This is a genomic window from Lapillicoccus jejuensis (assembly GCF_006715055.1).
Taxonomy (GTDB): domain Bacteria; phylum Actinomycetota; class Actinomycetes; order Actinomycetales; family Dermatophilaceae; genus Lapillicoccus; species Lapillicoccus jejuensis.
The window spans coordinates 4,002,981-4,024,943 of sequence record NZ_VFMN01000001.1; the positions used below are offsets into that span (position 1 = coordinate 4,002,981).

17 protein-coding genes are annotated in these 21,963 nt (G+C 75.4%); 5 read left to right on the plus strand and 12 right to left on the minus strand.

The annotated features are described in order from the left end of the window. Positions 1-9 precede the first annotated feature (9 nt). From FB458_RS18535 to FB458_RS18545, 3 genes are read left to right on the plus strand one after another with little or no spacing between them, the layout of a single operon-like run. A complete protein-coding gene (locus FB458_RS18535; RefSeq protein ID WP_141849804.1) occupies positions 10-618 on the plus strand; it encodes a nitroreductase family protein in 609 nt (202 codons plus the stop codon). A 50-nt stretch (positions 619-668) separates the two neighbouring features. Further along, entirely contained in the window at positions 669-3,125 is a 2,457-nt protein-coding gene (locus FB458_RS18540; RefSeq protein ID WP_141849805.1) for a DNA gyrase/topoisomerase IV subunit A, read from the plus strand. A 43-nt stretch (positions 3,126-3,168) separates the two neighbouring features. Further along, on the plus strand, positions 3,169-4,116 hold the full coding sequence (locus FB458_RS18545; protein WP_170185744.1) for a ferredoxin family protein: 948 nt from the start codon (positions 3,169-3,171) through the stop codon (positions 4,114-4,116). Between the two features lie 139 nt (positions 4,117-4,255). Here FB458_RS18545 and FB458_RS18550 read toward each other — a convergent pair whose 3' ends face one another. The 8 genes from FB458_RS18550 to FB458_RS18580 form a co-directional block, all read right to left on the minus strand. Continuing rightward, a complete protein-coding gene (locus tag FB458_RS18550; RefSeq protein WP_141849807.1) occupies positions 4,256-5,197 on the minus strand; it encodes an aldo/keto reductase in 942 nt (313 codons plus the stop codon). Positions 5,198-5,233: 36 nt separating this feature from the next. Beyond that, on the minus strand, positions 5,234-6,031 hold the full coding sequence (locus FB458_RS18555) for a tetratricopeptide repeat protein (protein ID WP_141849808.1): 798 nt from the start codon (positions 6,029-6,031) through the stop codon (positions 5,234-5,236). After that, positions 6,028-7,086 (minus strand): VWA domain-containing protein, encoded by a 1,059-nt coding sequence (locus FB458_RS18560; RefSeq protein WP_141849809.1) that lies wholly within the window; start codon positions 7,084-7,086, stop codon positions 6,028-6,030. Before FB458_RS18560 ends, FB458_RS18555 begins: the two co-directional genes overlap by 4 nt. Beyond that, complete coding sequence (locus tag FB458_RS18565; RefSeq protein WP_170185745.1) at positions 7,083-8,069, minus strand: VWA domain-containing protein; 987 nt, start codon at positions 8,067-8,069, stop codon at positions 7,083-7,085. Before FB458_RS18565 ends, FB458_RS18560 begins: the two co-directional genes overlap by 4 nt. Continuing rightward, positions 8,060-8,533: a hypothetical protein gene (locus tag FB458_RS21470; RefSeq protein WP_170185746.1), complete on the minus strand. Its 474-nt coding sequence runs from the start codon at positions 8,531-8,533 to the stop codon at positions 8,060-8,062. The genes FB458_RS18565 and FB458_RS21470 overlap by 10 nt, the downstream gene beginning before the upstream one ends. Continuing rightward, positions 8,523-9,407 carry a DUF58 domain-containing protein gene (locus tag FB458_RS18570; protein ID WP_141849811.1) on the minus strand — a complete coding sequence of 295 codons (885 nt, stop codon included), beginning with the start codon at positions 9,405-9,407 and terminating at the stop codon, positions 8,523-8,525. Before FB458_RS18570 ends, FB458_RS21470 begins: the two co-directional genes overlap by 11 nt. 37 nt (positions 9,408-9,444) lie before the next feature. Next, positions 9,445-10,530, minus strand: a complete 1,086-nt coding sequence (locus FB458_RS18575) for an AAA family ATPase (protein WP_141849812.1) — start codon at positions 10,528-10,530, stop codon at positions 9,445-9,447. Between the two features lie 105 nt (positions 10,531-10,635). Then, a complete protein-coding gene (locus FB458_RS18580) occupies positions 10,636-12,762 on the minus strand; it encodes a DNA gyrase/topoisomerase IV subunit B (RefSeq protein ID WP_141849813.1) in 2,127 nt (708 codons plus the stop codon). Between the two features lie 339 nt (positions 12,763-13,101). Between FB458_RS18580 and FB458_RS18585 the strand changes: the two genes are divergently transcribed. Beyond that, positions 13,102-13,317, plus strand: a complete 216-nt coding sequence (locus FB458_RS18585) for a DUF7455 domain-containing protein (RefSeq protein WP_141849814.1) — start codon at positions 13,102-13,104, stop codon at positions 13,315-13,317. A 137-nt stretch (positions 13,318-13,454) separates the two neighbouring features. Beyond that, entirely contained in the window at positions 13,455-13,937 is a 483-nt protein-coding gene (locus tag FB458_RS18590; RefSeq protein WP_246061365.1) for a DUF456 domain-containing protein, read from the plus strand. An 87-nt stretch (positions 13,938-14,024) separates the two neighbouring features. On the opposite strand, the gene FB458_RS18595 is transcribed toward FB458_RS18590, so the two are convergent. The 4 genes from FB458_RS18595 to dnaE all read right to left on the minus strand — a co-directional run bounded on the left by FB458_RS18595 (position 14,025) and on the right by dnaE (position 21,963). After that, positions 14,025-14,435, minus strand: a complete 411-nt coding sequence (locus FB458_RS18595; protein ID WP_141849815.1) for a DUF3040 domain-containing protein — start codon at positions 14,433-14,435, stop codon at positions 14,025-14,027. A 159-nt stretch (positions 14,436-14,594) separates the two neighbouring features. Then, on the minus strand, positions 14,595-15,857 hold the full coding sequence (gene dinB / locus FB458_RS18600) for a DNA polymerase IV (protein WP_141849816.1): 1,263 nt from the start codon (positions 15,855-15,857) through the stop codon (positions 14,595-14,597). Positions 15,858-15,941: 84 nt separating this feature from the next. Beyond that, the gene (locus FB458_RS18605; RefSeq protein WP_211356092.1) at positions 15,942-16,781 is read right to left on the minus strand and encodes a methyltransferase domain-containing protein; all 840 of its coding nucleotides are present in this window, start codon (positions 16,779-16,781) and stop codon (positions 15,942-15,944) included. Between the two features lie 76 nt (positions 16,782-16,857). Then, positions 16,858-21,963: a DNA polymerase III subunit alpha gene (dnaE, locus tag FB458_RS21955; RefSeq protein WP_246061367.1), complete on the minus strand. Its 5,106-nt coding sequence runs from the start codon at positions 21,961-21,963 to the stop codon at positions 16,858-16,860.

The following is a 21,963-nucleotide window of genomic DNA, read 5'->3' on the forward strand; positions in this document are numbered from 1 at the left end:
CATCACGGCATGGAGCTCGCCGAGGTCGTCCGCCGCCGCCGCATGGTCCGCCGCTACGACCCGGACCGGCCGGTGCCGACCGACGTCCTCGACGCCTGCTTCGACGCGGCCGTCCGCGCCCCCAGCGCCGGCTTCAGCCAGGGCTGGGACTTCGTCCTGCTCACCTCGCCCGAGGAGCGCCGGGCGTTCTGGGAGGCCGCGAGCGAGGACCCGGACGACCCGGACGCGTGGCTGGCCGGGATGATGCAGGCGCCCGCGCTCGTGCTGTGCTGCTCGCACAAGGACGCCTACCTCGACCGGTACGCCGCCCCCGACAAGGGCTGGAGCGACCGCGACGAGGCCCGCTGGCCGGTGCCGTACTGGGACGTCGACACGGGCATGGCCTCGCTGCTCATCCTCCTCACCGCCGTCGACCACGGCCTCGGCGGGCTGTTCTTCGGCGTCGCCCCCGAGATGCACGACGACGTCCACGAGACGTTCGCCATCCCCCGGACCCGGACCATCGTCGGGGTGGTCGCGCTGGGTTACGAGGCGCCCGGGCCGCGCAGCCCGTCGCTCAAGCGGGGGCGTCGTCCCCCCGCCGAGGTCGTGCACCGGGGGCGCTTCGGCGACCACTGAGGCGGCGTGGCGGGTGCGACGCCCCGTCGGGGCTACGGGAGACTGGCCCCATGGCACGTGGCAAGACCCCTCCTCCGCCCCCCGAGGACATCGTCGAGCGCATCATCGACATCGACGTCGAGGAGGAGATGCGCTCCGCGTTCCTCGAGTACAGCTACTCGGTCATCTACTCGCGGGCGCTGCCCGACGCGCGCGACGGCCTCAAGCCGGTGCAGCGCCGGATCCTCTACGCGATGGACGAGCTGGGCCTGCGCCCCGACCGCGCGCACGTCAAGTGCACCCGCGTCATCGGCGAGGTCATGGGCCGCTACCACCCGCACGGCGACACGGCGATCTACGACGCCCTCGTCCGGCTCGCCCAGCCCTTCACGATGCGGCTGCCGCTCGTCGACGGGCACGGCAACTTCGGCTCGCTCGACGACGGCCCGGCCGCCGCGCGCTACACCGAGTGCCGGCTGGGCGCCGCGGCGATGCTCATGGTCGGCAGCCTCGACGAGGACGCCGTCGACTTCGTGCCCACGTACGACGACTCGGGCCGCCAGCCCGAGGTCCTCCCGGCCGCCTTCCCCAACCTGCTCGTCAACGGCGCCAGCGGGATCGCCGTCGGCATGGCGACGAACATGGCCCCGCACAACCTCGTCGAGGTCATCGGCGCCGCGCGCCACCTCATCGCCCACCCGGACTGCTCGCTCGACGACCTCATGAAGTTCGTCCCCGGCCCGGACCTGCCCGGTGGCGGCAAGATCGTCGGCCTCGAGGGGATCCGCGACGCCTACCTCACCGGCCGCGGTGGCTTCCGCACCCGCGCCACCGCCCGGATCGAGAGCGTCACGCCGCGCCGCAAGGGCATCGTCGTCACGGAGCTGCCCTATCTCGTCGGCCCCGAGAAGGTCATCGAGAAGATCAAGGACCAGGTCAACGCCAAGCGGCTGCAGGGCATCGCCGACGTCAAGGACCTCTCCGACCGCACCCACGGGCTGCAGCTCGTCATCGAGGTGAAGAACGGCTTCCACCCCGAGGCGGTGCTCGAGGAGCTCTACCGGCTGACGCCGATGGAGGACTCCTTCAACATCAACGCCGTCGCGCTCGTCGAGGGCCAGCCGCGCACGCTGGGCCTCAAGGAGCTGCTCAAGGTCTACGTCGACTTCCGCACCGACGTCGTGCGCCGGCGCACCCAGCACCGGCTCGACAGGGCGCTGGACCGGCTGCACCTCGTCGAGGGCCTGCTGCTGGCCATCCTCGACATCGACGAGGTCATCCAGCTCATCCGCGGCTCGGACGATGCCGGCGCCGCGCGCACCCGCCTCATGGAGGTCTTCGACCTGTCGGAGCGGCAGGCGACCTACATCCTCGAGCTCCAGCTGCGCCGCCTGACCAAGTTCTCCCGGATCGAGCTGGAGAAGGAGCAGGACGAGCTGCGCGCGACGATCGAGGGCCTGCGCGCGCTGCTCGAGGACGAGAAGCAGCTGCTGCGCACCGTCTCGAGCGAGCTGGCCGACGTCGCCAAGGCGCACGGCACCCCGCGCCGGACCGTCCTGCTCGAGTCGGCCGGCGGGGCCCCGCGCACCGGAGCCGCGGCCGCGGCCGTGCCGCTCGAGGTCGCCGACGACCCGTGCTGGGTGCTGCTGTCCTCGACCGGGCTGCTGGCCCGCACGAGCACCGACGAACCGCTGTCGGACGAGGGCGGGCGCAGCAAGCACGACGTCCTCGTCGGCGCCGTCCGGGCGACCGCGCGCGGCGAGGTCGGCCTCGTCACCTCCGCCGGGCGGATGGTGCGGCTGCCGGTCCTCGAGCTGCCGACGCTGCCGCCGACCGCGGGCGCGCCGGCCCTCTCGGGCGGGGCGCCGCTGGCGGCGTACGTCGACCTGCCCCGCGGCGAGGAGCCGCTCACCCTGGCCTCCCTCGACCCCGAGGCCCCCGGCCTCGCGCTCGGGACGGCCCAGGGCGTCGTCAAGCGGGTCGTGCCGGACTACCCCAAGGGCGACCGGTTCGAGCTCATCGGCCTCAAGCCCGGCGACAGCGTCGTCGGGGCGGCCGTCGTCACCGACGAGGCCCACGACCTGGTCCTCGTCAGCAGCGACGCGCAGCTGCTGCACTTCCCCGCCTCGGCGGTCCGGCCGCAGGGCCGCACCGCCGGCGGCATGGCCGGCATCAAGCTCGCCGCGGGGCAGAAGGTCGTCTTCTTCGGGGTCGTCGACCCGGCCCGCGACCCGGTCGTCGTCACGAGCAGCGGGTCGTCCGGCGCGCTGCCCGGCACCGAGGCCGGGAGCCTCAAGGTGACGCCGTACACCGAGTACCCGGCCAAGGGCCGCGCGACCGGTGGCGTGCGCTGCCACCGCTTCCTCAAGGGCGAGGACGCGCTCGTCCTCGCCTGGGCCGGCGGCACACCGGCGCGGGCGGCGGCCGCCAACGGCGTCGCCGTCGCGCTGCCCGAGGCGACCGGTCGACGCGATGGGTCCGGCGTCCCGGCGAGCGCGGTCATCGCCGCGATCAGCGGACCGCGCTGATCCCCCGTCGGGGCGCTCGGCGGCGCCGGATAGGTTCGCCCGTATGACGCCCCCCACCGCCCGCAGCGCGCCCGACGCGTGCTCGGTGGTGTGGGACGGCGCGGGCGACGCGACGGCGTACGGGACCGCGGCGCCGGCGACGTTCTGGGTCGGGCTCGAGCAGCCAGGCCCGTGGGGGCGTGCCGCGCTGACCCAGTCGCGGCTGCCCGCCGACGTCGGGGTGCGGCTCGGCACCGCCTGCACGTCGCGCGGTGGCCGGCTCGCGCTGCTGCGCGCCCCGGGTGACCACCCCGCGCACGGCGAGGGGCGGCCGCGGCAGGTGTACGTCGCCTGGACCGGCGCCCCGGGCGCGCCCGCCTTCCTCCTGGGGGCGCGGGTGGCACGGGCCGAGGACCTCGACGCGCTCGACGTCGACGCGCTGGCCCGCGGCGACGAGGCCGCCGTCCGGGCGTCGCTGCCCGGGCTCGCCCCGGCCGAGCCGGTGCTGCTGGTCTGCACCAACGGGCGGCGCGACGTGTGCTGCGCGGTGCGGGGCCGACCCGTCGCCCTCGCCGGGCACGCCGCCCACCCCGGCCGGGTGTGGGAGTGCTCGCACACCGGCGGTCACCGCTTCTCCCCCACCGGCGTCCTGCTTCCCTGGGGCCGCACCCTCGCCCGGCTCTCCCCCGACGACGTGACCACCGCCCTCCTCGCGGCCGACGCCGGGCGCCTGGCCCCCGCGCTGCTCGGCCCCTGGCACGACCGCGGCGCGAGCGGCCTGCCGCCGCAGGCCCAGGTCGCCGAGTCCGCCGTACGGGCGCAGCTCGGTGACGACGACCCGGCCTCGCTCGGCGTGGTCCTGACCGGTGACCGGCTCGCCGAGGTGACCCACCGCGACGGCCGCCGCTGGCGCGTCGCCCTGCGGGTCGAGGAGGGCGCGCCCAGGCGCAACTCGTGCGGCGAGGCCGCCGTCGGCGCCCGCACCTGGGCCGCCGACCTCACCCCCCTCTGACAGGAGACGGCCACACGCGTTCCCCCCACGTGCGGACACCCCACTTGTTGCCACTTTTCGACCGTCCCATGGACGGCTCGCCGAGCGCTTGAGCGTCGAAAAGTGGCAACAAGTGGGGTTCTGGGGGTGTGCGCGTCCGTCAGGCGGCGGCGGAGCCGGTGACGACGTCGGAGGCGCTGGTCAGGGCGTCGAGCTCGGTCCGGGACAGCTCGAGGGTCGCCGACTCCAGGAGCGGCGCGACCTGCTCCAGCGTCCGGGCGCTGGCGATCGGCGCGCCGACCGGGTCCTGCTCGCGCAGCCAGGCCAGGGCGACCGCGGCGACCGACACCCCGTGGGCGCCGGCGACGTCGTCGAGGGTGGTCAGCAGCTCGGTCGCGCCCTGCTTGGCCAGGTAGGCGCCGGCGCTCTCCGAGCGGGCCGAGTCCGGCGTCTGCCCGGGCCGGTACTTCCCGGTGAGGAACCCGGCCGCCAACGAGAAGTACGGCAGCTCGACGATCCCGCGCTCGCGCAGCGTCGGCACGAGGGTGTGCTCGAGCTCGCGCTCGACGAGGTTCCAGTGGTCCTGCGCCACCGTGAACGGCGTCCACCCGTGCTCGGCGGCGAGGTCCAGCGCCGACGAGAGCCGGCCTGCGGAGAAGTTCGAGGCCCCGACCTCGCGGACCTTGCCCGCCCGCACGAGGCGGTCGAACGCCTCGACGTACTCCTCCTGCGGCACGTCGTGGTCGTCGCGGTGCGCGTAGAGCAGGTCGACGTGGTCGGTGCGCAGCCGCTTCAGCGACTCGTCGACGGCGAGCGCGACGTTGCTCGCCGACAGCCCCGGCCGGTCGTGCTTGCTGAACACCTTGGTGTGCACCTGGACCCGGTCGCGCACCCCGCGCGACTCCAGCCACTCGCCGATGATCGTCTCGGACTCGCCGCCGGAGTTGCCCGGCGCGCGCTGCATGTAGGAGTCGGCGGTGTCGATCGCCACGCCGCCGCCCTCGAGGAAGGCGTCGAGGACCGCGAAGGACTCCTCGCGCGAGGCCGTCCAGCCGAAGACGTTGCCGCCGAGCACCACGGGACCGAAGGTCAGGTTCGTCATACCGGCGGCAACCCCGCCGGCCCGCCCGGGGATTCCCTACCAGGGCTTGTCGACGTGCGGCAGCCCGTCGCTGCCCGAGTCGCGCTGGCCCTGCGCGCCCTGGTCGCGCTGCTGCTGGTTCTCCTTGGTCTTCTGGTCCAGCTGCTGCTCCTTGCTCGGGTCCGGCTGCTGGCCCTGCTCGCCCTGCTGCTGGTCCTGCCCCGGCTGCGACGGCGTCGCCCGGCTCTTGTCGCGGGCCCGCTGCTGCGCCTGGTCCAGCTGCTGCCCCGTGCCCTGCCCGCCGGGCTGGAAGCAGCCGGGCGGGGCGGCGGCCGCGACCTCCTGCTCGCGGTCGTAGTAGGGCGTGGCCGCGGCCAGCCCGCCGGAGGAGGAGCGCGCCGCGTCACCGAGCTTCTCCAGCGCGGCCGCGAGGTTGACGCGGATCTGGCAGTTCTCCAGCCCGTCGGCGGGCGCCAGGCTCAGCGCCCGCTCGAACTGGGCCCGGGCGCCGTCGAGGTCGCCGGCGAGCACCTTCGCGTCGCCCCGCGCGAACGGCGCCTTGTGCCGCTCGATCAGGTCGAGGAACCCCAGCCGGTCGCCGGCGGACTGCAGCGAGGTGATGTTGCCCTGGTCCCACGCCGAGCGCGCCTGCTGCCCGAGCGCGACCATCGTCAGCAGCTTGAGCGCGACGGCGAGCACGACGAGGACGACCGGCAGCGACCACACGACGAGCCGTCGCCGGCGGGCCAGCCGCTCCGAGCGCGCCTGCGGCGTCTCGGGGGGCGGCCCGTCGTGGTCGGACCCGTCGGGCCCGTCGAGGAACGGGTCGGTCGGCGGGCTCGTGAGGGTGGTCACCGGCGTCCTCCTGCGTTCGCGGGTCGTGTCACGGGCGGCTGCTGCTCGGTCCCGCTCCGCGACCCCGTACGGCGTCGCGTGGTCCACACCCCGGCGAGGGTCGCCGCCGCCTCCCACGCCGCCAGCCCGGCGAGGCCGAGGAGGGCGACCCAGTACAGCTCGACCCGCCCGGCGACCGAGCGCTCGTCGGAGGCGGCGGAGCGGGCGCTGTCGTCGAGCCGGACCCGGGCGACGATGCCGGCGGCGCCGTCGGCGGCGGTGCGGTGCAGGTAGGGCACCTTCAGCTGCCGCGCGATGGCCTGCAGGTTGCTCTCGTCGAGCCGGGACAGGGCCGGCTCGCCGGTGGACGGGTCGTCGACGTAGCCGTCGGCCCCCTGGTCGGTCTGGCGCATCCGGCCGCCCGCGGCGGTGCCGTAGCCGAGGACGGCGCCGCCGCCGACGAGCGCCGGGTCGACCGCGAAGGGCTCCAGCGCGCCGTCGGCGGTCTGCTCCCCGTCGCCGAGGTAGAACACGACCCGCGCCCGCTCGGGGTGGGCGTCCTTCTCGCGCTGGAGCGCCGCGGCGACGTCGGGGCCGGCCACGGTGGTGCTCGACCCGCGCGAGTACGACGACGTCTCGAGGGTGAGGATGTCGAGCGCGGTCCCGAGGGCCTGGGCGTCGGACGTGAGCGGCAGCCGGGTCACCGCCTCGTGGTCGAAGGTGATGAGGGAGTAGTGCGCCCCCGGCAGCCGTGCGGCGATGGCCTCGGCGTCCTGCTTGGCCCCCTCGAAACGGGTCCGGCCCCCCTGCCAGTCCTCGGCGTTCATCGACACCGTCGTGTCCATGACGAGGAAGACGTCGAGGTCGCTGGTCCGCAGGTCGACCTGGCCCCCCGGCAGCCCCGGGCGGGTCGCCGCGACCAGCAGCAGCACGACGAGGCCGGAGCGTCGTACCCGCGCCGTGGTCGGCTGGGCCGGCTCGTCCCGGCCGGGGGGTGCCCAGACGAGCACCCCGGCGACGACGGCGACGAGCAGCAGCACCAGCCACGGCACGACGGGCAGGAAGGTGAGGCTCACGACGACCCCCGGCGCCAGCGCAGCCGCCGCACGAGGAGCAGGGCGAGCAGCGCCGCCCCCGCGAGCACGACCTGCGTGGTGGGCTGGTCGGTGGTGACGACCTGCGGGGTGGCCGGGATCCGGCTGCCCTCGCGCCGGGTCACCTGCTCGAGGATCTGCGGGACGGCGCCGTCGTCGCCGAGCGCGTAGTAGAGCCCGCCGGTGGCGGTGACGACCGAGCGCATCTCGCGCGCCGGCGAGGACGCCGGGCTGTCCGAGGGGTTGATCCCGTAGACCTGCACCTGCTCGCGCTGCGCCAGCTGGCCGGCCTCGGGGAGGCTGAAGAGCGAGCGGCCCGCGGCCTCGTTGTCGGTCGCGAGGACGATCGAGCGGGTCCGCTGCAGCTCGGGGTGGTCGAAGGAGCGGGCGCACGTGGCCAGGCCGTCGCCGATGAGCGAGCTGCCGTCGCCGTTGAGGGTGCCGGCGAAGAAGCTGTCCTCGGGGTCGAGGGTCTGCAGCGCGTCCCGCGCGCGGGCCAGCTGCGCGGTGACGAAGTCGTAGTCGTCGGTGAGCGGGAAGACGGGCACCGCGGTCGAGTTGAAGATGACGAGCGACAGGCGCTCCCCGCGGAAGCCCTCGGCGAGCCGGGAGAAGGTGTCGATGAGCTGCGCGTCGACGTCGATCATCGACCCGGACACGTCGAGGCACAGGACGATGTCGCGGTTGTCCTGGCTGCGCTGCAGCACCTGGCGCTCGACCGGGCGGGCGGCCCCGACGACCGCCGCCGCGGCGACCGCGAGGGCGAGGACGGCGACCGCCGTCTCGCGCAGCCGGTGGCGTCGGACGGCGGCCAGGAACTCGGGCAGCCGGCGCAGCAGCTCGGTGTTGGCGAGCGCGACGGTGCCCGTACGACGTCGTCGCCCCAGCACCAGCCACAGCACCCCGACCAGCACGAGGACGCCCGCGACGGCGGGGACGAGGACCCACGGCTGCCTCAGCTCCACGAGGTCACCGCCCGGCGGGCGCTCTCGGCGGCGTCGGCGACGCTGCCGTCGTGCGGCCCGAACTCGCCGGGGTAGAGCGCGAGGACGGTGTCGGTGAGCGGGCGCAGGCGGGGCTGGCCCGAGCGGCCCAGCTCGGTGAGGGTCATCGTCGTCACGCCGACCCCCGACGCGTCGCTGACGAACTGCCGCACGGTCGCGCTGAGCTCCTGGTGGGCGCGGCGCGGGGTGGAGCGGCCCTCCTGGACGTCGCGGACGATCTCGTCGATGCGGCGCAGCGCCCCCTCCCGCAGCCGGATGACGTGGACCCCCGGGGGGTCCGCCGGCGGGGGCGGGGGCGGAGGGGCCGGGCGGGTCCGCGCCCACACCAGCAGGTACCACCCCGCGACGGCCAGCAGCAGGACGAGACCGACGACGAGCCAGACGCCGGAGTAACCCATCGGGGCGTAGAACCCGTCACCGCCCACGACGTCGCTGCCTCTCCAGGAGCCGGAACACGGCGGCCAGGGCGGCGTCGCTCGAGCCGACCCGGACGTGGACGATGCCGAGCCGCTCGAGCGTGCGACCCAGCGTCTCGCGCCGCTCGGCGACGGCAAGGGCGTAGGCCTGCGCCAGCCGCCGGTCCAGGCGCAGCTGCGGCGGCAGGACGGCGGCGTCCGCGACGTCGTACGCCGTCGCGCCGCGCGCGGTGGTCGTGGGGTCGGCGTCCTCGACCCCGACCCAGAGGATCTCGTGCTGGGCGTGCAGCCGGCGCACGAGCGCGAGCTCCTCCTCGTCCACCTCGTGGTCGTCGGCGACGACGAGGACGAGCATCCGGCGCCGGTAGTGCTCGGCGACGTAGCGCAGCTGCTCGACCAAGCGGCTGTCCCCCGACTCGAGCGTCGTGCGCGTGGCGACGGCGCGCAGCAGCCGCTCGAGGTGCGCCTCGCCGGCCTTGACCGGGTGCGGGCGGGTGGAGCCGGCGTCGCCCTCGACGAGGCCGACGAGGTCACCGTGCCGCAGCGCGAGGTAGCCGAGCAGCCCGGCCGCGCTCACCGCGACCTGCCACTTCGCCTCACCCGACGCGGCCTGCGCGGCCATCCCCCGGCCGGTGTCGACGACGAGGAGCAGCTGGTGCTGGCGCGTGGCGACGTACCGCTTGACCAGCGGCGAGCCGTGCCGCGCGGTGGCCTTCCAGTCGATGTCGCGGACCTCGTCGCCGGGGACGTACTCGCGCAGGTCGTCGTAGTCGAGGCTGCGGCCGCGGAAGACCGAGGTGTACTCCCCGTCCAGCATCCCCCACGTCTTGCGGTGCGCGACGACGAAGAGCCTGCTCTTGACCTTCGTCAGCAGCGCCGTCATCCCGTCCCTCCCCGTGCTCGCCGGACCGTCGCGCCGGTCAGGGCGTGCGCACCGTCGCCACGAGGGCGTCGACGAGGGACTCGACCCGGACGTCCTCGGCCACGGCCTCGAAGCCGAGGACGACCCGGTGGCGCAGCACCCGGTGGGCCAGCGCCTTGACGTCGTCGGGCACGACGTGGTCGCGCCCGGCGAGGACGGCCCGGGCCCGGGCGGCCTGGACGAAGGCGATGCTGGCCCGCGGGCTGGCCCCGATGTCGATGTAGCGGGCCTGCGCCGGGTCGATGTACCGGTCCGCGTGGCGGGTGACGTAGACGACGCCGACGGCGTAGCGCACGATCGCCGGGTCGACGTACACCCGGCGGGTGAGGGCCTGCAGGCGGCGGACGTCGTCGAGGGCGACGACGGCCCGCTGCTCGCCGGTGAAGACGCCCTGGTCGATGCGGTGCAGGACCTCGGCCTCCTCCTCCAGCGTGGGGTAGTCGAGGACGTCCTTGAGCATGAACCGGTCGAGCTGGGCCTCGGGCAGCGGGTAGGTGCCCTCCTGCTCGATGGGGTTCTGCGTGGCCAGGACGAGGAACGGCTCGGGCAGCGGGTAGCCGCGGCCGCCGATCGAGGTCTGCCGCTCCTGCATCGCCTCGAGCATCGCCGACTGGGTCTTCGCGCTCGAGCGGTTGATCTCGTCGAGGAGGACGAAGTTGGCGTGCACGGGGCCGAGGTGGGTCTCGAAGACGGCCTTGCCGGCGTCGTACACCTGGGTGCCTACGATGTCGCTCGGCAGCAGGTCGGGGGTGCACTGGATGCGGCGGAACGAGCCGGACACGGCGTGGGCCAGCGTCGAGGCGGCCGTCGTCTTGGCCAGCCCGGGGACCGACTCGAGCAGGACGTGCCCGCCGGTCAGCAGCCCGATGAGCAGCGTCTCCTGCAGGCGGGCCTGCCCGACGACGCGTCCGCCGAAGGCCGCGGAGACCGAGCGGAGCGTCGTCTGCGCCCAGGCGACCTCGTCGGGGCGCAGCGGGCCGGAGGCCGGCGCAGCCCCCCGATAGGGGACGGCGTCGGCCGGCTCGACCGGGGTCTGCGGTGCCTGCGCGTCCGCGGTCGCCGGCTCCTGGGCGTGGTCGTCCATGGTGTGGCTGGTCCCCCGTCTGGTTCGCTGCTGGCCGACGTCGGCCTCATCGTAGGCACAGGACGCTGTCAGGCGCCCGACCGCCCGAGCGCGGTGCCGCGCTGCTCAGGCGTCGATGCGGGCGCGGTCCAGCGCCGCGGCGGAGTCGATGATGAAGTCCTTGCGCGGGGCGACGTCGTTGCCCATGAGCAGCTCGAAGACCGACTCGGCGCGCTCGGCCTCGGTGAGCGTCACCCGGCGCAGGGTGCGGTGGCGCGGGTCCATCGTCGTCTCGGCCAGCTGGTCGGCGTCCATCTCGCCGAGGCCCTTGTAACGCTGCGGCGGCTCCTTGACCCGCTTGCCGCGCTTCTCCAGCGACGCACGGGTGCGGCGCATCTCGGCCTCGTTGTAGGTGTAGACGTAGTCGTTGCGCTTGTTCTGGTTGATGACCTCGAGCCGGTGCAGCGGCGGCATCGCCGCGTAGACCCGGCCGGCCTCGACCAGCGGACGCATGTAGCGGAAGAACAGCGTCAGCAGCAGGGTGCGGATGTGCGCACCGTCGACGTCGGCGTCGCTCATGACGATGACCTTGCCGTAGCGCGCGGAGTCGAGGTCGAAGGTGCGTCCCGACCCGGCGCCGATGACCTGGATGATCGCGGCGCACTCGGCGTTCTTGAGCATCTCGGCGACGGACGCCTTCTGGACGTTGAGGATCTTGCCGCGGATCGGCAGCAGCGCCTGGTACTCGCTGTTGCGCGCCTCCTTGGCCGTGCCGAGCGCGCTGTCGCCCTCGACGATGAACAGCTCGGAGCGGCCGACCTCGTGGGTGCGGCAGTCCTTGAGCTTGCCCGGCAGCGACGAGGACTCGAGCGCGGTCTTGCGGCGCTGGGTCTCCTTGTGCAGCCGCGCGCTGATCCGCGACTTCATCTCGGAGACGACCTTCTCCAGCAGCAGGGCCGGGCCGCCCTTCTGCCCGCGCGGCGGGTTGGTGATCCGGTCGGTCAGCTCCTGCTCGATGACGCGCGAGACGATCGCCCGGACCGCGGAGGTGCCGAGGACCTCCTTGGTCTGCCCCTCGAACTGCGGCTCGGCGAGCCGGACGGTGACGACGGCGGTCAGGCCGGCGGCGATGTCGTCCTTCTCGACCTTGTCGGTGCCGACCTTGAGCCGGCGGGCGTTGAGCTCGAGCTGCTTGCGGAAGACCTTGAGCAGCGCCTGCTCGAAGCCCTGGACGTGGGTGCCGCCCTTGGGGGTGGTGATGATGTTGACGTAGGACTGCATCCGGGTGTCGTAGCCGGTGCCCCAGCGCAGCGCGACGTCGACGGTGCACTCGCGCTCGAGCTCGGTCGGGGTCATCTGCCCGGTCGCGTCGAGCACCGGCACCGTCTCGCGGAACGTGCCGGAGCCCTGCAGCCGCCACACGTCGGTGACGGGCGCGTCCGGGGCGAGGAACTCGACGAACTCGGTGATCCCGCCGTCGTGGTGGAAGACCTCCTCGCTCGGGCCGGACTCCCCCGGCGTGCCGGGAAGCCCGCGCTCGTCGCGGACGACGAGCTGGAGCCCGGGGATGAGGAACGAGGTCTGCCGGGCGCGGTCGGCCAGCGCGGCGTAGTCGAGCTCGGCGTCCTTCTCGAAGATCTGGTGGTCCGGCCAGAACCGGATGCGGGTGCCGGTGACGCCGCGGCGGGCCTTGCCGACCAGCCGCAGCTCGCTGCCCTTGACGTAGGGCGTGAAGGGCGCGTCGGGGCCGGGCGCACCGCCGGTCGCCGTGTCGTCGTACACCCCCGGCTCGCCGCGCCGGAAGCTCATCCCGTAGGTCTTCCCGGCCCGGTCGACCTCGACGTCGAGCCGCCCGGAGAGGGCATTGACCACCGAGGCGCCGACGCCGTGCAGACCGCCGGTGGCGGCGTACGACGACCCGCCGAACTTGCCGCCCGCGTGCAGCTTGGTGAAGACGACCTCGACGCCGGTCAGCCCGGTGCGCGGCTCGATGTCGACGGGGATGCCGCGGGCCCGGTCGCGGACCTCGACCGAGCGGTCGGGGTGCAGGACGACGTCGATCCGCTCGCCGTGGCCGGCGAGGGCCTCGTCGACCGCGTTGTCGATGATCTCCCACAGGCAGTGCATCAGCCCCTTGCTGTCGCGGGACCCGATGTACATCCCCGGGCGCTTGCGGACCGCCTCGAGGCCCTCGAGGACCTGCAGGTGGCGGGCGGTGTAGGCGCCGGGGTCGGTGCGGGCGACGGTGGACAAGCGGGGGTCCCTTCTGGCCTTGCGAGGTGCTGCACGTGCGTCGGCAGGGTATCCGGCGGCACCGACGCGCCTCCTCAGACTCGCCAGGACCCTGCCGATGGAGAAGGTGGCAGGGTCGTCCGCGCGGCGGCGCCATCGTCCGTCAGGTCACAGCCGGAGGACGGATGGGTCACATCGCGGCACCCTCCCTGCCGGGAAGAGCACGGCGTGTTTGACTGTTGCTACGGCAGTCCGGCGACGCGAACCAGCGGCGCAGGACGGACGTCATAGCGATATGACCCGACGGGGGTGACGGCCGACCACCGTCCCCTCGGAACCGACACCAGAGAGAAGGCAGACGTGAACACGACGCTGGCTCCCAGCCTCAGCGCGGCCGACCGGTGCGACCGTTGCGGCGCCCAGGCCTACATTCGCGCCCGCCTCACGACCGGCGGCGAGCTGCTGTTCTGCGCGCACCACGGGCGGCAGCACCTCCCGCAGCTCCAGTCCCAGGCGAGCGAGATCCAGGACGAGACCGACCGTCTCGGCCGTGACCAGGAGGACGCCGTCCGCTGACGGCCGTCCTCCCCCCGACGATCCGGGGGCGGTTCGGTGACCGCCCCTCCTCCGGCCCCGGCCGGCCCGCACCAGCGGGCCGCGACCGGGGCCTCGTCGTCGGTGGCGGCGGCGGGTCCGCGTGGGAGGGTGGGCGCGTGGGCGTGACGCTGACGGTGCTCCTCATGCTCGTGGGCATGGTCGGCATCGTCGTGCCCGTCCTGCCGGGCCTGGCGCTCGTGGCGGCGTCGACGGCGGTGTGGGCCGGGCTGCACCACGACCGCCGGGCGTGGGTCGTGGTCGGGGTGTGCGCCGTCGTCTACCTCGTCGGCCTCGTCGTGCGGTACCTCGTGCCCGGCCGGCGGCTGCGGGGCGCGGGGGTGGGCTCGTGGACGCTGGCGCTGTCCGTCGTCGTCGCCCTCGTCGCCGGGGTCCTGCTGCCCGTCGTCGGCGCGCCCGTGGGGTTCGTCGGCGCGATCTTCCTCGTCGAGGCGGGCCGGCACCGCGACGCCGCGCGGGCGTGGCGGGTGACCCGGTCCGCCCTGGCCGCCGTCGGGGTGTCCGTCCTCGTCGAGCTGACGGCGGCGTGGGTCGTCGCCAGCACCTGGGCCGCGGGCGTGCTCCTGCTCGGCGCCGCGTAGGCGGCGTCGGACGACGCCGTACGGCGCCCCGCCGGTCAGGTGCGCGGCCCCGCCGGTGAGGGGCGCTGGCTGCTCAGCCGACCGCGGTCACCAGGTGTTGTCGTCGCGACGACGGTCCCAGCGCTCCTCGAGGCGCTGCATGAACGTCGCGCCGCGTCGCTTGGTCGGCCGCGCCGGGCGGCCGCCGGTCGAGGCCCGGCGCACGGTGCCGTCGGCGTCGACGGTGCCGAGGGCGGCCTTCTTGGCCGGGGTGAAGGCGAACGCGCCTCCGGCGACCATGAGGGCAAAGCCGACCGCGCCGAGCCAGATGAGGCCGTTGAGTGCGGAGAGGACCACGAGGGCCAGACCGGCGACGACGCCGACGACGCCGAGGATGAGGCGGCGGCGGTTGCGACCGAGTCCGTGGTTCGTGATGTGCGACGCGAATCGCGGATCCTCGGCATAGAGGGCTTGCTCCATCTGCTGGAGCACCTTCTGCTCATGTTCCGAGAGCGGCACCGCGACCTCCCAACGCACCGGGGCATTCATCAGTAGGACGACTGACGGCCCGGCTGAGTTCGCCGTCTGACTCGTCTACTCGTGCTGCTGTCACTGTAAGTCCTCGGGCTGGGAGCCCGCGACAGAAGTCCCACGGTTGTCTCACGACTGTCGCGGGTGTCACGCCCGTCGGGGCCCGGCGGGGACCGTGCGGCGGCCGGGGACGCCGGGGTCCTTGACCAGGGAGGCCGGGCGGACCGCACCGGCGCCGAACCGGGCGCTGGCCCGGTCGACCGCCCGGTCGGCGTCGCGCCAGCCCTGCTCGGGCTCGTCGAGGGTGGGCTGGATCGGGGCGCCGGCCGCCTCGAGGAGCCCCTCCATCCGGACCCCGACCAGCCGCAGCCGGGCCCGCTGCAGCCCGAGGCCGTCGAAGAGCGAGCGCGCCGTCGCGTAGACGTCGCGGGAGACGTCGGTGGGGTCGCGCAGCGTGCGCGAGCGGGTGATCGTCGTGAAGTCGGAGAAGCGGACCTTGAGGGTGACGGTGCGGCCCACGAGCCCGGCGGCGCGCACCCGCGCCGCCACCCGGTCGCTGAGGCGCAGCAGCTCGCGGTGGATGACGACGGGGTCGTCGACGTCCTGCCCGAAGGTCTCGTCCGAGCCGATGCTCTTCTCTCGCTGGGTGCGCACCACCACCCGTTCGTCGCGGCCCCAGGCCAGGTGGTGCAGGTGGGTGCCGGTGGCGTCGCCGAGCGCGGCGCGCAGCGTCTCGACGGGGACGTGGGCGAGGTCGGCCACGGTCCGCAGCCCGAGCCGCTCGAGGGTCTCCTCGGTGCGCTCCCCCACCCCCCACAGCGCGCCGACGGGCAGCTGGTGGAGGAAGCCGAGCACCTCGGCGACGGGGACGACGATCATCCCGTCGGGCTTGGCCAGGCCGGAGGCGAGCTTGGCGACGAACTTCGTCGAGGCCACCCCGACCGAGCAGGTGATGCCCTGCTCGTCGGCGATGGTGTCGCGCAGCAGCTGGGCGATCCGGGTCGGCGGCCCGAGCCGGCGGGTCGCGCCGGCCACGTCGAGGAACGCCTCGTCGAGCGACATCGGCTCGACGAGGTCGGTGACCGAGCGGAACGTCGCCATGATCGCGTCGGAGATCTGCGCGTACCGGGTGAAGTCCGGGGCGACGACGACCCCCTGCGGGCACAGCCGGCGGGCGCGCGACATCGGCATCGCCGCGGTGACGCCGTAGCGGCGCGCCTCGTACGTCGCCGACAGGACCACCGAGCGGGCGCCGCCGCCGATGATGACGGGCAGACCGCGCAGCTCCGGCCGGTCGATGAGCGAGGCCGAGGCGTAGAAGGCGTCCATGTCGACGTGCAGGACGGTGCACCCGGTGTCGTCGGGCTCCCCCGCCGGGCGGCGCGGCGCGGCGTACTGCCGCCGGCTCACGGCCCGCCCCCCTCGGGACGAGCCCGTACGGCGCCCCGCGGGTCGGGTGCGGTGGGCGTCGGGTCGGTCGCGGTGGGACGCCGGTCAGGCGCGGCGGGCGACGGCGTGCAGGTGCGCGCCGAGACCGCCGAGGACGGCGGCGTGCTCCGGGTGCGTCGTCGCGGCCTCCTCGAGGGCGAGGTAGGCCTCGCGCCGGCGCGGGTCGTCGAGGATGGCCGCGGGGACGAGGTCGCCGAGGACGCGGACGCCCTGGAGGTGGTCCACGGCGAGGCCGGCGCCGTCGAGCAGGCGCTGCAGGCCGGGGAGGTCGAACCGGCGCGGCAGCGGGTCGGCGCTCCCGGCGCGACCGTCGTCGCTGGTGAGGACGGCGAGCGCGGCGTCGAGGTCCCCGACCAGGGCGCGGGCGAGGACGGCGGCCAGCCGGCCGGCCACGGTGACCGACAGCCGTCCCCCGGGCTCGAGGACGCCGGCCAGCGCGGCGAGCGTCGCCGCCGGGTCGTCGACGACCTCGAGGACGCCGTGGCAGCAGACGAGGTCGTAGGGGCCGTCCAGGGCGGCGTCGCTCGTCCCGTCGCTCGTCCCGTCGCTCGTCCCGTCGCTCGTCCCGTCGCTCGTCCCGGCGTGGCCCAGCGAGTCGGCGTCGCCCTGGACCGCGGTGACCCGGTCGGCCACCCCGGCCTCGGCGGCCCGGCGGGTGAGCGCCGCGAGGGCGTCGGGGCTGGGGTCGAGGACGGTGACCGCGTGCCCGAGGCCGGCGAGGTGGACGGCGAGGCCGCCGGTCCCGCCGCCGAGGTCGAGGACGCGCAGCGGGCGCCCGAGCCGCGCCTGCTCGTCGACCAGGAGCCGGTCGAGCGTGGCGCCGACGGCGTGGGTCCGCAGGGCCGCGGCCCCGGCCCGTGCGGCCGGACGTCGTTCCTCGGCCACCGGGACCGCCCTCCGTCCTCCAGCCCGTCGTCACCCGGGCTCCGGGACGGCCCGCTCGCGTACTGGTCCCTCAACACTAGTGCCCCGAGCTTCCCGGGCTGGAGTGCCACAGCTTGCGCGGCGGGACGGCGAGGACGTCGACGTCGTCGTGGCTCTCGCGGCCCTCGTAGCCCTCGCGGCTCTCATGGCTCTCGTGGTTCTCGTGGCTCTCCCCCTCGGGACGTCCGGGGCGGTCGGGCCAGGACGGCGCGACGGCGTCGGGCACGACGTGGGCGCCCGCCATCGCGCGCGAGCCACGGGTGTCGCCGCCGGCCGGGCGCACGTCGGCGTACGGCGACTGCTTGAACCCGGAGGCGTGCAGCAGCACCCGTCGGGTGTGGACCCCGTCGACCTGGTGGCCGACCCCGCCCGACGCCGCCCCGGAGGGCGCCGCGTCGCGAGGTCCGGCGGACGCGGCGGACGCGGCGGGGGGCAGGTGGTCGAGCCGGCCACCGCCCATGCCCCCGGCCCGGCCGGTGCGGCCGACGCCACCGGGACCGACGTCGCCGTACGGCTGCTCCGGCACCCACGCCGCCCCGGCGCGGCGGTCGTCGACCTGGCCGGTGACCCGGTCGCCGCCGGGGGCACCGCGGGTCTCGTCGGTGCGGTCGCCGCCGCGCTCGCGCCCTCCTCCGGCCCGGGTCCGGGCGGCCGGGGTGGTCTGCTCGGGGGCGACGCTGCCGATGCCGGCCGCGGACGCGACCCCGGCGGCGCTGCGGGCGCGGGCCTCGTCGTCGGCGGCCCGGACGGCGCGGTGGACGCCGTCGAGGCCACCGCGGGTCCAGGCCTCCCACAGCGCGGACAGCTCCCACGCACCCGTGGCGCGGACCGACACCCCGCGCGGCCCGGTCCGGCGCACGACCCCGCGGACGAGGAGCATCCAGGAGTGGAAGACGGTGCCGGCGTACGGGCCCTGGACGTCCTCGAAGAACGTCGCGTCCGACGGGCCGGTGGCGTCGTCGAGGGTGAGGAAGACGACCCGGCGACCCGAGCGCACCGGCGGGGTCTGGGTGGCGACCTTGACGCCGGCGATCCACACCTCGCTGCGGCTGCGGGCCCGGAGCAGGTCGCGCGAGCGGGTGACCCCGAGGGCGTCGAGCATCGGCGCGTAGAAGTCGACGACGTGCGCGCTGGCGTCGAGGCCGAGGATGTCGAGCTCGGCGCGCACCCGCTCGGGCCCGGTCATCTCCGGCAGGCCGGTGCCGCGCTCGAGCCGTGGGGTGTCGCCGAGGTCGAGGGTGAGCTGGGCCGCCTGGCGGTCGGCGGGCACGGCCGGGCGGGCGGAGCGCGACTGCGACGCCGCCAGCCGGGCGACGTCGACGTCGCCGCCCCAGCGGGCGCTGCCCCGGCCGGTCCCCGAGCCCGACGGCCCGCCCTCCCGGGCGATGCGCAGGGCGTCGGCGACCGCCGTCCGCGACCCGGGGGTCCCGGGGTCGGGCGCCTCGCCCGACGGGGCGACGCGCTCACCGGGACCCGCACCGGGACGGGCCCCGGCACCGGTCCCGGGGCGCGTCGCGGCCCAGTCGGCGGGACGGGGGCCGGCGCTGGGGTCGCCGTCGGGCACCCGGCTGGTGACGACCGTGCGGGCCGAGGAGGTCGCGGCGGCGACCCGGGACCGTGACCCGCCCCGGCCGCTCCCCGCGGCACGTGACCACCGGTCGAGCTCGGCCACGTGCAGCAGCAGGTCGCGCCGGGTCACCCGGCCGCGGCGACCCGGACCCGTCGCCGACGGGACGGCGGCGACGAGGTCGTCGGCCGCCCGCGGCGCGGGGTCGGTCGCGGGGTCGGTCGCGGGGTCGGTCGCGGGGTCGGTCGCGGGGTCGGTCGCGGGGTCGGTCGCGGGGTCGGTCGCGGGGTCGGTCGCCGGGTCGGTCGCCGGGTCGGTCGCCGGGTCGGGCGCCGGGTCGAGCGAGCCGGCGGAACCGTCCGCGGACGTGGCGGCCGGGAAGGGCGAGACCCGCGGACGGTGGGCGCGCCGGGTCGCCGCCCCGATCCCGTAGACGGCGTCGAACGCCCCGGCGAGGACGAGCCGCTCGGCGACGGGTCGCGAGACCCGGGCGCGGCGCCAGAAGTCGGCGAGGGTGGCGTACGGCCGGCCGGCGACGATCCGCTCGACCTCGGCGGCGCTGATCCCCTTGACGTCGGCCAGCGACAGCCGGATCCCGTAGGCGCTGCCGTCGGGCAGGTCGGGGTTCTCCGGCGCCCGGGGACCACGACGCTCCCCCGCAGCGCCCCGACCACCTCGACCGGCGAGGTCACCGGCGTCGTCGAGGTCGTCGGCGAGCCGCTCGACGACGTACTGACCGCAGGAGGCGTTGACGTCGAGCCCGAGGACGGTGATCCCGAGGCTGCGGGCGTCGTCGAGGATGAGCCGCTTGGGGTACATCCCCGGGTCGTGGGTGAGGACGCCGGACAGGAAGGCCGCCGGGTGGTGGGTCTTGAGCCAGGCCGACTGGTAGGTGGGCAGCGCGAAGGCGGCGGCGTGGGCCTTGCAGAACCCGAACGACGCGAACGCCTTGAGGACCTCCCAGATCCGGTCGGCCACCTCGGTCGGGTAGCCGCGGGCCAGGGCCGCCGGGCGCCACCACGCGAGGACCTGGGCCTGCCCCTGGGGCGAGCCCATGGCCCGCCGGACCTCGTCGGCCTCGGCGAGGGTGACCCCGGTCGTCTCGGCGACGATGAGCAGGACCTGCTCGTGGAAGACGACGACGCCCTCGGTCTCCTGCAACGCCGGGATGAGGGTGGGGTGGAGGAACTCCGGCTGCGCCCACCCCTGCCGGGCGTTGAGGAAGGGCACGATCATGTCCGACTTCACCGGTCCGGGCCGGAAGAGCGAGATGTCGGTGACGATGTCCTCGAACGACTCGGGGCCGAACTTGCCGATGAGCTCGCGCTGGCCGGGGCTCTCGATCTGGAAGCACCCGAGGGTGTGCGTCGTGCGGATCATCCGGAAGGTCGCCTCGTCGTCGAGCGGCACCTGGGCGCGGTCGTCGAGGTCGACGTCCACCTCGTCGACGAGCCGGATCTGCTCGACGGCGTGGGCCATCGCCGACTGCATCCGGATGCCGAGGACGTCGAGCTTGAGCAGCCCGAGCGCCTCGACGTCGTCCTTGTCGAACTGGCTCATGGGGAAACCGATGAAGCTGGCCTCGACCGGGGTGCGGTCGAGCAGACCGGAGTCGGACAGGATCACCCCGCACGGGTGCAGGGCGATGTGCCGGGGCAGGCCGTCGAGCCGCTCGACGAGGTCGAGCATGAGCTGCAGCCGGGGCGCGTCGAAGCCGCTGGCCCGCAGCTCGGGCAGGTCGGCGATGGCGTGCCGGACGTTGCGGGCGGAGATGTGCGGGAAGGCCTTGGCCATCGCGTCGACCTCGGCGGGGGCCATCCCGAGCGCGGCGCCGACGTCGCGGATGGCGTGCCGCACCCGGTAGCTGTCCATCATCGAGACGCAGGTGACCCGGTCGCCGCCGAAGCGCTCGAGGACCCGCTCGTAGATCTCGGTGCGGCGGGCGGACTCGACGTCGACGTCGATGTCGGGCAGCTGCGCCCGCAGCGGGGAGCAGAACCGCTCCATGAGCAGGCCGTAGCGCATCGGGTCGACCCCGGAGATCCCGAGCAGGTAGTTGACGAGCGACCCGGCCCCCGACCCGCGCGCGGCGACCCGGACCCCCATCTCCTTGACGAGGTCGACGACGGTGGCGACGGTGAGGAAGTAGGTGGGGTAGCCCAGACCGCCGATGACACCCAGCTCGTCGTCGAGCCGGGTCTCGACGGCAGCGAGCTCGGACGCCGTCGCCCCGGGGTAGCGGCCCCCGACGGCGGCCCGGCAGCGCTCGGCGAGGACGGCCTGCGGGTCCTGGTCGGGGCGCAGCCCGAGGACCTGCGGCTCGGGCAGGTGCACCCCGCCGATCCCGAGGTCGAGCGCGGGGTCGAGGACGCACTCCATCGCCAGGTCGACCGTCGAGGCGAGCAGCCGCCGGGCGCCCTCGCGGACCCGGGTCGTGCCACCGGCGAGACCCGGGCCGGAGGCCTGGACGACGTCGCAGGCGACGGCGAGCATCGCCGGGGTCGGGCTGAGGTGCCCGGCCGTCGTCACCCGGTCGAGGTGGCGCACGTCGAGGGCGACGAGACGGCGGGCGGCGTCGAGGACGTCGACGGTCGCCGCCTCGTCCGGGTCGGCGTGCCGGACGGCGGCGGACAGGACGACCCGCACGCCCTGCTCGTGGGCGAGGGCGAGCATCCGCGCCGCGTGCCCGAGGTTGCCGGGGGTGCCCTCCGGCCCGCCGTGGCAGACCACCTCGAGGGCGAGGGCGTCGGGGGGCAGCAGCGCCCGCCAGCGCGCGAGCGCCTCGCGGGCCAGGTCGCGGCGACGGGCCAGGGCGGCCCGGCCGACGTCGGAGTCGGGACCGAGCAGGACGACGAGCGGGCTCGGTCCGAGGTCGGTCGGGCCCGTCCCGGACCGGCGGCCGGTCGCGCCGCCGTCCACGTCCCCCGGTGCCCAGCCGGGTGGCGCGGCGTGGTCGAGCAGCAGCTCGGGGGTGGTCACCGGCTCGCCCCGCTCACCGGCGAGGTGGGTGCGGGTGACGAGCCGGCACAGCCGGGCCCAGCCGACCCCCGCCTCGAGCCCCAGCCGCCGCCCCCGGGCGAGGACGGTGACCCGGGGCCAGCGGGCGTCGACGGCCGCGCCGCCGCGGACGGGGGTGCGAGGGGTCGCGCTGCGCCGGGACGTCGTCCGCGACGCCGGCGGCGGGACCCGGCCCGACCGCTCGCCCCAGCCGGGCACCTCGCCCGCCCCGCCGGCGACGCGCGTCCCCGGTCCGCCCTCGAGCCCGGTCCACAGCCCCCGCTCGCTCCAGTCGGCCGGCCCTCCGGCGCGCCCCCAGCGGCCGCTCCCGCCCTCGGGTCGGCGGGGTCGGCCCGAGGGGACCCGCACCGCGAGGTCGACCCCGAGGATCGGTGCGACCCCGGACTCGGTGCAGGCCTGGACGAAGCGCACGGCGCCGTACAGGCCGTCGCGGTCGGTGAGCGCGAGCGCGGGCTGGCCCCACGCGGCCGCGCGCTCGACGAGCGCGGCCGGGGTCGAGGCGCCGTACTGCATCGAGTAGCCGGAGGCCACGTGCAGGTGGACGAAGGTGTCGAGCAC

Bases quoted from the DNA above. Each gene is read 5' to 3' on its own strand.
- FB458_RS18535 (WP_141849804.1), top strand. From the start codon at position 10: ATGGAGCTCGCCGAGGTCGTCCGCCGCCGCCGCATGGTCCGCCGCTAC.
- FB458_RS18540 (WP_141849805.1), top strand. From the start codon at position 669: ATGGCACGTGGCAAGACCCCTCCTCCGCCCCCCGAGGACATCGTCGAG.
- FB458_RS18545 (WP_170185744.1), top strand. From the start codon at position 3,169: ATGACGCCCCCCACCGCCCGCAGCGCGCCCGACGCGTGCTCGGTGGTG.
- FB458_RS18550 (WP_141849807.1), bottom strand. From the start codon at position 5,197: ATGACGAACCTGACCTTCGGTCCCGTGGTGCTCGGCGGCAACGTCTTC.
- FB458_RS18570 (WP_141849811.1), bottom strand. From the start codon at position 9,407: ATGACGGCGCTGCTGACGAAGGTCAAGAGCAGGCTCTTCGTCGTCGCG.
- FB458_RS18575 (WP_141849812.1), bottom strand. From the start codon at position 10,530: ATGGACGACCACGCCCAGGAGCCGGCGACCGCGGACGCGCAGGCACCG.